This is a genomic window from Janthinobacterium sp. JF4 (genome assembly GCF_059617925.1).
The window spans coordinates 1-9,226 of the sequence record NZ_JCAQAV010000072.1 but is presented as its reverse complement, the minus strand read 5'-3'; the positions used below and the strand labels follow the sequence as shown (position 1 = coordinate 9,226).

General features: G+C 63.0%; 8 protein-coding genes. 5 read left to right on the top strand and 3 right to left on the bottom strand.

Annotated features, from left to right (window positions below):
* Positions 1 to 310 precede the first annotated feature (310 nt).
* The 5 genes from pta (at position 311) to AC54AF_RS26360 (ending at position 5,322) form a co-directional block, all read left to right on the top strand.
* The gene (gene pta / locus AC54AF_RS26380; RefSeq protein ID WP_496638940.1) at positions 311 to 1,312 is read left to right on the top strand and encodes a phosphate acetyltransferase; all 1,002 of its coding nucleotides are present in this window, start codon (positions 311 to 313) and stop codon (positions 1,310 to 1,312) included.
* 34 nt (positions 1,313 to 1,346) lie between these two features.
* Positions 1,347 to 2,075 carry a TSUP family transporter gene (locus AC54AF_RS26375; protein ID WP_496638941.1) on the top strand — a complete coding sequence of 243 codons (729 nt, stop codon included), beginning with the start codon at positions 1,347 to 1,349 and terminating at the stop codon, positions 2,073 to 2,075.
* A gap of 294 nt (positions 2,076 to 2,369) precedes the next feature.
* Complete coding sequence (locus AC54AF_RS26370; RefSeq protein ID WP_131690098.1) at positions 2,370 to 3,257, top strand: RNA ligase family protein; 888 nt, start codon at positions 2,370 to 2,372, stop codon at positions 3,255 to 3,257.
* Positions 3,254 to 4,396: an AAA family ATPase gene (locus AC54AF_RS26365; RefSeq protein WP_496638939.1), complete on the top strand. Its 1,143-nt coding sequence runs from the start codon at positions 3,254 to 3,256 to the stop codon at positions 4,394 to 4,396. The genes AC54AF_RS26370 and AC54AF_RS26365 overlap by 4 nt, the downstream gene beginning before the upstream one ends.
* A 233-nt stretch (positions 4,397 to 4,629) precedes the next feature.
* Positions 4,630 to 5,322: a choice-of-anchor E domain-containing protein gene (locus AC54AF_RS26360; protein WP_496638938.1), complete on the top strand. Its 693-nt coding sequence runs from the start codon at positions 4,630 to 4,632 to the stop codon at positions 5,320 to 5,322.
* On the opposite strand, the gene AC54AF_RS26355 is transcribed toward AC54AF_RS26360, so the two are convergent.
* Genes AC54AF_RS26355 through AC54AF_RS26345 form a run of 3 tightly spaced genes read right to left on the bottom strand, consistent with a single transcriptional unit; the run spans position 5,323 to position 8,904 of the window.
* On the bottom strand, positions 5,323 to 7,056 hold the full coding sequence (locus AC54AF_RS26355; protein WP_496638937.1) for a cobaltochelatase CobT-related protein: 1,734 nt from the start codon (positions 7,054 to 7,056) through the stop codon (positions 5,323 to 5,325). It lies immediately after the preceding gene.
* A complete protein-coding gene (locus AC54AF_RS26350) occupies positions 7,053 to 8,027 on the bottom strand; it encodes an AAA family ATPase (protein ID WP_496638936.1) in 975 nt (324 codons plus the stop codon). Before AC54AF_RS26350 ends, AC54AF_RS26355 begins: the two co-directional genes overlap by 4 nt.
* A 40-nt stretch (positions 8,028 to 8,067) precedes the next feature.
* The gene (locus AC54AF_RS26345) at positions 8,068 to 8,904 is read right to left on the bottom strand and encodes an IclR family transcriptional regulator (RefSeq protein ID WP_374106902.1); all 837 of its coding nucleotides are present in this window, start codon (positions 8,902 to 8,904) and stop codon (positions 8,068 to 8,070) included.
* Between the last annotated feature and the right edge of the window lie 322 nt (positions 8,905 to 9,226).

Genomic DNA, 9,226 nt, shown 5'->3' with positions numbered 1-9,226 from the left:
TCATGTGCACGCGCGAGCTGGGCGACCCGTTCCGCCGCGATGCGCTGAGCAAGCCTGTGCGGCATCTGGACAAGTACAAAGATTACGTCTGATGTGGCGGGTGTTGTTGGATTACGCCCTGGCGGGCTAATCCAACCTACCCAACCTACGTGACTGTGTAGGTCGGATTAGCCGGGCCTCGGCCCGGCGTAATCCGACACCAACCTGCCCGATCCTTGTATGACCCCGGCAATCGCGCCGGGTTTTATGTGCCGGAATCATCTTCATGCTTCCATGGTTCCGGCACTTTTTTTACCGAATTGGAGTCGCCATGAAAGCCCTGCACCGCATCATCGCGCAAGCCCGCGCCGTGCCGAAAAACATCGTCTTGTGCGAGGGCGGCGATGCGCGCGTGCTGCAGGCGGCCGCGCGGGCGGCAAGCGAAGGCCTGGCGCATATCACCCTCGTCGGCAAGCCGGCCGCCATCCTGGCGCTGGCGCGCGAACACGCGCTGGACCTCGATGCCGTGCGCCTGGTCGACCCGGCCACTTCCGAGGAGTCGGAACACTATGCCCAGCAATTGTTTGTGCTGCGTCAAGCCAAGGGCATGACGGTGGAGCAGGCGAGGATCGCCGTGCAAGAGCCACTGTGCTACGCCAATCTGATGGTGCGCCTGGGCGACGCCGACGGCTGCGTGGCGGGGGCCGTGCACACGACGGCCGACGTGGTGCGCAGCGCCATCCAGATCATCGGCGTCGACCCGGCCTTCAAGCTCGTGTCCAGCTTTTTCCTGATGATGCTGTGCGAACCTTTCCACAGCCTCAAGGGCGGTTTCATCTTTTCCGACTGCGCCCTCGTGGTCGACCCGAAAGCCGATGAATTGGCCGACATTGCCATGGCCGCCGCCGACAGCGCGCAAGCCTTGCTGATGGAAGAACCGCGGGTCGCCATGCTGTCGTTTTCCACCAGCGGCAGCGCTCACCACGCGGCCGTCGACAAGGTGCATGCTGCCACGGACCGGGTCAAGGCCCAGCGTCCACAGCTGGCCATCGATGGCGACGTGCAGCTCGATGCGGCCATCGTGGCCGAGATTTCCCAGCGCAAGGTCAAGGATTCCGTCGTCAACGGCCGCGCCAACGTGCTGGTGTTCCCGAACCTCGATGCGGGCAATATCGGCTATAAATTGGCCGAACGCATGGGCGGCGCCGTCGCCATCGGCCCGCTGCTGCAAGGCTTGAAGAAGCCCGCCAACGACTTGTCGCGCGGTTGCAGCGCCGACGATGTGTACAACGTGATTGCTGTCACGTCCGTGCAGGCCCAGGGTGGGCGCTGAGTTGTTCAGCCTGCCCGTGCTGGCGCTGCTGGGCATGGTGGCGGCGGGCACGTATTTCCAGACCGTCACGGGATTTGGCCTGGGCATGATCGTCATGGGCGTGGCCAGCGGACTGGGCCTGGCGCCCGTGCCCGCGCTGGCGGCCCTCGTCAGCTTGCTGTCGCTGGCCAATTGCCTCGTCGCTTTGCCGGGCGCTATGCACCACCTGGACTGGCGCGCCATCCGCGCCGCCAGCATCGGCTTGCTGCCGGCCATGGCGGCCGGCGTGTTGTTATTGGGATATCTGGACCAGGCGTATGCGCCCTTGCTGAAGCTCTTGCTGGGCGCGGCCATCGTGTATGGCGGCGTCAGCATTTTGCTGCAGGCGCCGCCGGGACCGGGCGCGGCCGGCAAGCGCAGCTTCTTCATCAGCGGCGTGTGCGGCGGCCTGTTCTCGGGCCTGTTTTCGCTGGCCGGGCCACCGCTCGTGTACCAGTTTTATCGCCAGGAAATGAGTTTAAAGACCATCCGCTACAGCCTGATCTTCCTGTTCGCCATCAGTGCGGGCGGACGCTCGCTGATGGCGGGCAGCCAGGGCCAGCTCGATGCGAAAGTCTTGCTGCTGTGCGCGCTGGCCTTGCCTGTGGGCGTGCTGGCCACCATGGCCGGCAAGCGCTACCCGCCGCCGATCGCCCAGCGCGGCATGCGCCGCATCGCGTTTGCCGTGCTGACCCTGATCGGTCTCTCCCTGATGGCGGCCGCCGTGCCGCAACTGCTGGGATAGACTCCAAGCGTGCGGCGCTTGCAAAATAATCAAACTGCCGTTATATTCCCCGTTCTTTCTCGAACCTCTTCCTTATTGGAGCCAAAAGTGCCTCGCTTCTTCGCCATCACCTGCTAACGCTGACGAAATGCTCTTTGCAGCATCGTTCGGCGCGTTGACGCCCTCCGATTGCTGCGGCACTGCTCCATCCGCACACGTATCCAGGACCACCGTCCTGATCGTCCACGCCCGAACACGTCGTCAGCACCCCTGACCCTGTATGGACACGCCCCGGTGAACGCGGCGTGGGACGCTATGTTTTTACAATCTTTGCCCTTATTCAAATACCCGCGCACGCCGCACCTAGAAGGCTCGCGCCTGCAGGATGGCGACGACGGTTCCGACCAGATGCCCTTGAAAAAACTGGCCGGCCAATACGTCGTCATCGAGGAAAAAATCGATGGCGCCAACTCTGCCGTGTCGTTCAGCGATGCGGGCGAGGTGTTGCTGCAGTCGCGCGGCCACTACCTGGCGGGCGGCGGCAGCGAACGCCAGTTCAACCTGTTGAAACCGTGGGCCCACGCGCATGAACACGCCTTGCTGCATCTGCTGGAAGATCAATTTGTGCTGTTCGGCGAATGGTCTTACAGCAAGCATTCCGTGTTTTACGACCGGCTGCCCCATTACTTCAACGAGTTCGACGTGTATTGCCGCCGCAGCCAGATGTTTTTGTCGACGGCGCGCCGCCACGCCATGCTGGCCGGCTCGCCCGTGCTCTCCGTGCCCGTGCTGTATGCGGGCGCCATGCCCGCGTCGCCCAAGCAGTTGTGGCAGCTGCTGCGCCATTCGCTGGCCAAGTCCCGCCTGTGGCGCGACGCCTTCGAAGGCGTCGTGGCGCGCGAACGCCTGCCGCTGGACCTGTGCTGGAAGCAGACGGACAAATCCGACCACGCGGAAGGCCTGTATCTGAAAGTGGAAGACGAGGAGCAGGTGCTGGCCCGCTACAAGCTGGTGCGGCATGACTTTACGCAAACCATCCTCGACAGCGGTTCGCACCACAGCACGCGGCCCTTGATCCCGAACCAGCTGGCGGACGGCGTGGACCTGTACGCGCCGCAGCCGCTCGTCACATGGGAAAGCCTGGGCTTGCACACTTGCCAGTCGCTCGACGAATTGGCAGCCTTATCGAGGAGTACAAAATGATGCACTGGAAAACCCTGCAACAACTGGTGCCGCCAGCGGGCCGCTCGCCCGATTTCAATGCTTGCCTGGCCGCCTTCCCGCAACTGGAACTGGCGAAAACGACGCCGCAAAACCCCGTGTATCACGCGGAAGGCGATGTGTGGACGCACACGATGATGGTGGTCGAATCGCTGCTGGCCATGCCTGACTACCAGCAAGCGACGCGGGCGGAACAGGAAATCGTTTTCCTGGCCGCCTTGCTGCACGACGTGGCCAAGTGCAGCACCACGGTGATCGACCCGGTGACGGGCGCCATCGGCCAGCCCGGCCACTCGCGCAAGGGCGCGCTCGATGCGCGCATCGCCCTGTGGGATTATGCGGTGCCGTTTGCCGCGCGCGAGGAAATCTGCCGCCTGATTAATGTCCATCAAGTGCCCTTCTTTGCGCTGGAATCGTCGCGGCGCGGCGTCACGCCCGAGTTCACCGTGCGCGAACTGTCGTGGCAGGTCGATATCCGCCTGCTGGCCATGCTGGCAGAAGCCGATATCCGCGGCCGCATCTGTCCCGATCCGCAGCGCATCCTCGATGCCATCGAGCTGTTCCGCGAACTGGCGCGCGAGGAGGGCTGCTATGGACAGCGCCGGGTCTTTGTCGACGATCACACGCGCGTCAAATATTTTCGCGGCGCCGAGGCGCATCCTGACTATCCCCTGTTCCAGGAGCCGGGCTCGCACGTGATCGTCATGTCGGGCTTGCCTGCGTCGGGCAAGAATACGTGGGTGGACAAGCACCATCCGCGCCTGCCCGTCGTCTCCTTCGACGATGCGCGGACGGCCTTGGGCTTGAAGCACGGTAAGAACGAAGGGCAGGTGGGTGATTATGCGGAAGAGCGGGCGCGCGAGCTGTTGCGCCGTGGCGAACCGTTCGTGTGGAACGCCACGCATCTGTCCAAGCTGATGCGCGAAAAGACGCTCAACCTGCTGTATAAATACCATGCGCAGGTGGAGCTCGTGTACCTGGAGCAGCCGCGTAAGGAATTACTTAGGCGCAACGGCCAGCGCGACACGTCGCTCAGCAACAAGAAGCTGCAATCGATGCTGTGGAACTGGGAAATCCCGCTGCCGATGGAAGCGCATGCCGTGCGCTACTGCGTCGATTGAGGCACTGCGAAGGCGGCTTGCTCGTCATTTCTTGTGCGCATGTATGCAATTAAAATAACAATAGTTATTTTTAAAATTGCAACAAACTGAGTATATTGCGACTCTTTCATTTATTACAATGGATTGCCCGGATCGCTGAATGGCCGGGCTGTGGCGCGAGGAACCTTCCTCGCGTTTCTTGTGTGGATCATTGCGTGATCTACTCGTCCCCGTTGAATGAACAGGAGTCATCGATGCAAAAATCTCTCACCGCACTGGCCGCCGCCGCCTTGCTTGGCCTCGCCGCCGCATCTTCCGCCCAGGCTGCCACCCAGACCATTACCTTCAGCGCCGACCGCGCGCTGGGCGCCACCAACTGGGTCGACACCCTGGGATTGGGCAAGTTTGACAGCAACCTGGGCACATTGACGTCGATCAAGTTTCACCTGGAAGGCGCCGTAGAGGGCAGTGGCAAGGCGGAAAGTCTCGATGCCAGCGCTTCCGACGTGACCCTGAGCCTGGCTTCGCTGCTGACCTTGTACCGTCCCGATAATTCCACCTTGCTGGTAGCCAACCCGCTGTTCGCCCAGACGTTCGCCTTGAGCGCCTTCGATGGCAGCATCGACTTTGCCGGCACCTCGGGCGCCAATACGGGACCCCGGTCGAGCACGGGCGCCAACAGCTACACGAGCGGCAGTGCCAGCGACTTCGCCCTGTTTTCCTCGGCGGGTGGTGGCTTGATCCAGCTTGGCCTGAACGCCATCGGTTCCTCGACGGGCAGCGGTTCCGGTAATTTGCTGACCCAATTCCAGACGGCCGCTTCCGGCCGCGTGGCAGTGACGTATGAATATGTCAGCGCCGTGCCGGAACCGGAAACCTATGTCATGCTGCTGACGGGCCTGGCGCTGGCAGGCGTGATGGCGCGCCGCCGCAAACCGCGGGCATAGCTACCGTTTTCCCCGCCCGCCGATCAGCTGGGCGATCTCGCTGAACAGCTCATTGTTCAGTGAGGCGGGCAGGGTGGTGGCCAGGCTGCGGCTGTAGTAGGCGCCCAGGTCCAGCCCCAGCCCCAGCCCGCAAAGTTCCACGGCGCCCTGCGCTTCGCGGCGCGCCACCACTTGCTTCAGATGTTGCGCCAGGTAAAACTCGTCGTTGGCCAGATTCGTGGCCGTATCCATCGGGCAACCGTCGGAGACGACGAGCAGGATGCGCCGCCGTTCCGGGCGCGCCAGCATGCGGCTGCACGCCCAATCCACGGCTTCGCCATCGACGCCTTCGCGGTACAGGTCCGCTTTCAGCAGCGCCGCGATGTCGGGCCGCGCGCGGCGCCAGCTCGTGTCGCCATCCTTGAAGACCATGTGCACGAGTTCGTTCAAGCGGCCCGGGTTGGCGGGCGAGCGGGCGCGCATCCAGTCGCGTTTCACGCGGCCCCCATTCCAGGCACCCGTCGTGAAGCCCAGCAACTCCGTCTTGATGCCGGCCTGGTCGAGTGCGCGCAATACAATATCGAGCAGCACGGCCACGGATTCCGCATGCGTCTTCATGGAGCCGGAACAATCGACGAGGAAGGTGACGAGGCAATCGGCTTGCGGCAAAAATTGTTCCTTGCGGAATAGCCGGCGTTCGGACGGGGAACTGATCAGCTGCGCCAGGCGCCGGCCGTCGATGTATCCCTCTTCCTCGCCGAAGGACCAGCCATCGCGCCGGGGCACGGCCAGCAATTGCGTGAAGCGCCGCGCCAGGCGGGCCGTGTTGACGCCCAGGCTGGCGATGCGCGCATCCATGCGTTCGCGGTAGTCGAGCAGCAGGGCGCGGCGCACGAGATCACCTGCTTTTTCCTCGCGGTCGTAGATCGTGGAGTAAGTTTGATAGCCGCCCTGGCCATCGCTGAAGGCGCGGCTCTCGCCCAGCGGGGCCGCATCGGGAAGATGGTCGTTGTCGCTGTCGAAATCGAGCAGCAGCTTGAACGCTGCCTGCGCTTTCGCGTCATCGGCCGCGCTTTGCTGGTCATCCTGCGCCGCCTGCGCCTCTTTCAGCATGGCATCGACAGCGTGGGCGATGGCCAGCGCGTGGCGCGCAAAGGCGGCCTGGTCCGCTCGGTGGCGGCGCAATCCCGCCAGGTCGCCGCTCAATTGTGACGAGACTGACCAGCGCGTCGCTTCGATGAAATCTTCCGTCTTTTCCAGTACGGGCCGGGCCGTCAGGCGCGACCAGCACATCTGGAACACTGTATACAAGAGCAAGCCCGAAGCGCCTTCGGCCAGGCCGGAATCGTAGAACGCGTGCGACCATGCCGTGAAACGGTGGCGCAGGTTGGCGATCACGCCAGCGTGCTGATCTGGCGCAAGCGTTTCCACTCTGAGCTGTTCCAGCAATTCGAAGACGAGGCGCGCCACGGGCTCCACAGGGCACAGCGACTTGTGCAAGACCGCATCCGTATGCAGCAGGCGCAGCGCCACGCTGTCGGCCGCGCCGCGCAGCGCCGGCAAATCCTGCAGCGCCGCATCGGGCTGCAGATGGGCCGCATGGATGGGCAGGGGACGGTGGCCGTCGTGCAGGCGCCGGCCCCGGTAGCGTATCGATGCAGAACCGCTGAGCGCGCGGATGACGCCTGCGCACAGTTCATCCGTTTCCTGCTGCTCGCGCGTGTAGGCGGCAGGCGCGGTCGCGTCCGTACTCATGCCTGGCTCGCCAGCAATTCCTCATTGAAACAGCGCTGGTAATACTCGGCCACCATGGGCCGTTCGGCCTCGTCGCATTTGTTGAGGAAGGACAGGCGGAAGGCCAGCGCCGGGTCGCGGAAGATCTGGCAATTTTCCGCCCAGGTAATCACCGTGCGTGGCGACATCAGACACGCCAGGTCGCCCGCCGCATAGCCGTGGCGCGTGAGGCTGGCCACGGCCACCATGCTGCTCGCCAACTGGCGGCCCGATTCGTCATTCATGGCCGGGACTCTGGCCAGCACGATTTCCGTCTCCTCCGCCTGCGGCAGATAGTTCAACGTTGCAACGATGTTCCAGCGGTCGATCTGCGCGTGGTTCAGTACTTGCGTGCCGTGGTACATGCCGTTCAGATTGCCCAATCCCACCGTATTCGAGGTGGCGAACAAACGGAAGTGGGGGTGGGGCGTGATGACCCGGTTCTGGTCGAGCAGGGTGAACTTGCCGTCGCGCTCGAGGATGCGCTGGATGACGAACATCACGTCGGGGCGGCCCGCGTCGTACTCGTCGAAGATCAGGGCCACGGGGCGCTGCAGCGACCAGGGCACGATGCCTTCCTGGAATTCCGTCACCTGCTGCTGTTCGCGCAGCACGATGGCGTCCTTGCCGACCAGATCCAGGCGGCTGATGTGGCCGTCGAGGTTGACGCGCACGCAAGGCCAGTTCAGGCGCGCCGCCACCTGCTCGATATGCGTGGACTTGCCCGTGCCGTGCAAGCCTTGCAGCATCACGCGGCGGTTGTGGGTGAAGCCGGCCAGTATCGCCAGGGTCACGTCCTGGTTGAAGCGGTAGGCGGGGTCGATGTCGGGCACGTGCGGGTCGCGCTCGGTAAACACGGGCACGAGCAGGTCGCTGTCGATATGGAACAGGCTGCGCACGGACTGCAAGGTTTGCGCCGCTGCGGCGGGGGGATGTTGGCGTGAATCTGGCACCTTGTTCTCCTGTGAAACCGCAGCATGGGCGCTGCGGCGGTTATGAATGACCGGTTTGCAATGCGTCGTCGTCCCCGCCCGTCGTCGGCATGGTTTCCGATTCGATGGCGGCCAGGGCTTGCGCGGCGCGTTGCAATGCTGGCAAGAAATGTAAAGCCTTGTCGTGCGTCAAACGGATGATGGGCGCCTGGATCGCCACGGCCAGGTTCGAGCGGCCGTTCGGGTTGGGCACCAGCACGGCCACGCACAGCAGGCCGGGCAGGAATTCCTCGTCGTCCAGCGCATAGCCGTTGCGGCGCACCAGTTCCAGTTCGCGTTCCAGCTTGACGGGGTCCGTTTCCGTCTTGTCCGTAAAGCGCGTCAATTCCATGTGGCCCAGCAGGCGGCGCCGCTGCACGGGCGTCATTTGCGCCAGGAACAGCTTGCCGCTGGACGAGCAGTGGGCGGGCACCCTCGAACCTGGGTGCAGGTAGAAGCGCAGCGGGGCCGCCGTTTCCACCCGGTCCAGGTACACCACTTCACTGCCGCTGAAGGCTGTCAGGTTGCAGCTTTCGCCCACTTCCTCGACCAGCTGGCGCAAGACCATGCGGCGGGCGCCATGGAAGGTGTTGTTAATCAGTAGGTTCGACGCCAGGCGGCGCAGGCGCACGCCCGTGCTGTAGTGGCGGCCGTCGCTCTCGCGCTGCAGCACGCCCACGCTTTCCAGCTGTTGCAGCATGCGGTGCAGGGTGGGCTTCGGCAGCCCTGTCTCTTCCACCAGCGCTTGCAGCGACAGCAACTGGTCTTTTTCGGCAATCACTTCCAGCAAGGCAAACAAACGCATCGTGGGCGTGTCGCCTTCCAGTTTTTCCGGCTCAAGTTTTGGGGATGAAATCATGTCCATGGTGGCCTCGGTTGGGTAGCTATGAGTGTTACTTCAGCTTATTTCATTTTCGAACTCAAATTGTACCGTTTCCTCGAAATTCTGTTTGACTTTTGATTCTCGAACGCTTAAATTGAATTGTATATCAAATTTCGGAACAAAATATACCGATTTTTGATAAATAAGTTGATAACTTCACTGCAGTTCATTACAACAGACCAGGAGACACCCATGAATGACATGACCGAGCAAAAAGCCGCCGCCGCAGCGGCCATCCCCACCGGCCCGCAAAAGATGACGCCGTCCGAAGCGTTCGTGGAAACCCTGGCCGCCAATG

Bases quoted from the DNA above. Each gene is read 5' to 3' on its own strand.
- AC54AF_RS26375 (WP_496638941.1), top strand. From the start codon at position 1,347: ATGGTGGCGGCGGGCACGTATTTCCAGACCGTCACGGGATTTGGCCTG.
- AC54AF_RS26370 (WP_131690098.1), top strand. From the start codon at position 2,370: ATGTTTTTACAATCTTTGCCCTTATTCAAATACCCGCGCACGCCGCAC.
- AC54AF_RS26365 (WP_496638939.1), top strand. From the start codon at position 3,254: ATGATGCACTGGAAAACCCTGCAACAACTGGTGCCGCCAGCGGGCCGC.
- AC54AF_RS26345 (WP_374106902.1), bottom strand. From the start codon at position 8,904: ATGATTTCATCCCCAAAACTTGAGCCGGAAAAACTGGAAGGCGACACG.
- AC54AF_RS26355 (WP_496638937.1), bottom strand. From the start codon at position 7,056: ATGAGTACGGACGCGACCGCGCCTGCCGCCTACACGCGCGAGCAGCAG.
- AC54AF_RS26360 (WP_496638938.1), top strand. From the start codon at position 4,630: ATGCAAAAATCTCTCACCGCACTGGCCGCCGCCGCCTTGCTTGGCCTC.
- pta (WP_496638940.1), top strand. From the start codon at position 311: ATGAAAGCCCTGCACCGCATCATCGCGCAAGCCCGCGCCGTGCCGAAA.